Annotated in this window: 2 protein-coding genes; one reads left to right on the top strand and one right to left on the bottom strand. The window is 36.5% G+C overall.

The genetic code is table 11. The annotated features are described in order from the left end of the window. On the bottom strand, positions 1–1,003 hold a 1,003-nt coding region (locus tag AC1DPQ_RS26925; RefSeq protein ID WP_477611452.1), incomplete at its 3' end, for a sensor histidine kinase. A gap of 207 nt (positions 1,004–1,210) precedes the next feature. Here AC1DPQ_RS26925 and AC1DPQ_RS26920 point away from each other — a divergent pair. Continuing rightward, positions 1,211–1,690: carboxypeptidase-like regulatory domain-containing protein (locus AC1DPQ_RS26920; protein ID WP_477611451.1), on the top strand; the 480-nt coding region annotated here is incomplete at its 3' end.

Below are 1,690 nucleotides of genomic sequence, written 5' to 3'. Positions count from 1 at the left end.
GATTTAAAATTAACGTGCTTTTGTAAGTATTGCCATTGTTCGAAATCAACAATTCGTGTTTTTCGGGATAAATCAGATCCAACCTGCGATGGATATTTACCATGCCTACGCCACTTGAATGATCTTTCTGCGCATGGCTGATCTTATTGCTCACCTCGAAACTTAAGCGTTTGTTCTGCACCTTAAGTTTAATGCGCACAGGCCGTGCTTCATCATTTACCACGCCATGTTTAAGGGCATTTTCAACAAAAGGGATCAGGATCAGCGAAGYTATTTTTTGATTGGCAATGCCCTCGGTTGTAAAGTCGACATAAAATTTGGGTTCAAAACGCATCTTAAATAATGCAACATAACTCTCCAGATATTCTACTTCCTTATCTAAACTTACTTTACCATCAGGACTATCATTTAAAGTATAGCGCATTAAATCTGATAACCGTAAAACAGCATTGGCCAGTTGATCGGAAACAGGAATGGCCAAAGAGTAAACATAATTTAAGGTATTGTACAGAAAGTGTGGATTGATCTGCGATTTCAAAAATGAAAGTTCAGCCTTAACTACTTCTTCCTTAAGTTTCCTGTTAACCTGTTCCGACTTGAAACTATGCTCGATACCATAAACCGCAGCAGGTGTAACAATAAAACCAATGCTCCAATAAATATTATCTGTGATGTAGGCCCAGGCTGTTGTACCATCATCATAGTTATGAAAACCAAGCCATTTTAAATAAAGCACTTCTTCTATTAAATACCTAAGTGCAATAAATACCCCTATGGTAAACAAAATGCCACCAATTAACTGAAGTACTTTATTCTTTTTCAAAAATCTCGGATATACCCATAAGTAACAGATGTAGAACTCTATCACTTGTATAAAATTCATAGAGATATTCAAAGCGGCCTTGCTAAAAGTTGTGCCATCAATTAAATAGCCACCATAAAAATAGCCTAGTACGAGTATCCAGCAAAAAATATGAATGGAAATGGTTTCTATTCTTTTCATGGCCCAAAACTATGCAAAGCTTTTTTAACTGCCTATTTTCTTATTCCAAACCTGCATATAATTATCCCAACCTGTGCATTTCAAGGATCAACACCTTTTGTTACCAAAAAAAGCATTGGGATAATATTTTAAAGGGTTGGGATTATTTAATTTTTAGGCTGATGCAACCTCTTCATCTTTGAATCGTCAATATAAAACAAACACGATATGAACCTCTTATTTAAATCTGCTCTTTTTGCGCTGCTTATTTTTAACCTTCAAATCACTTTTGCTCAAAACATTAAGGTATCGGGAACCGTTACCGACAAAAGCAATAAAGCACTCGATTATGCTTCAGTAGCATTAATCCACTTACCCGATTCGGCTTCGGTTGCCTTACAAGTCACCAACCAACAAGGTTTATACGAGTTCAGCAATGTTAAATCTGGCAGGTATTTTATTAAAGCCTTAATGATGGGTTATGGTAAAAACCAATCTGTACCATTTGAAGTAAAAGATATAGCCGTTAAAGTTCCATTAATTATGCTGGAAGACCACGCTCAAAACCTGAAAGATGTAAACATCGTATCGAAAATGCCTGTAATTGATCAAAAAGCAGACCGGGTGATTGTAAATGTAGAACAGATGAATACCGCAGGCGATAATGCACTGGAAGTAATCAGCAGATCGCCGGGAGTAAAACTGGAT

This window comes from Pedobacter sp. 01T416_2 (assembly GCF_056398925.1).
Note: the sequence above shows the minus strand (reverse complement) of the source record. Positions and strands in the feature narration are given on the sequence as shown.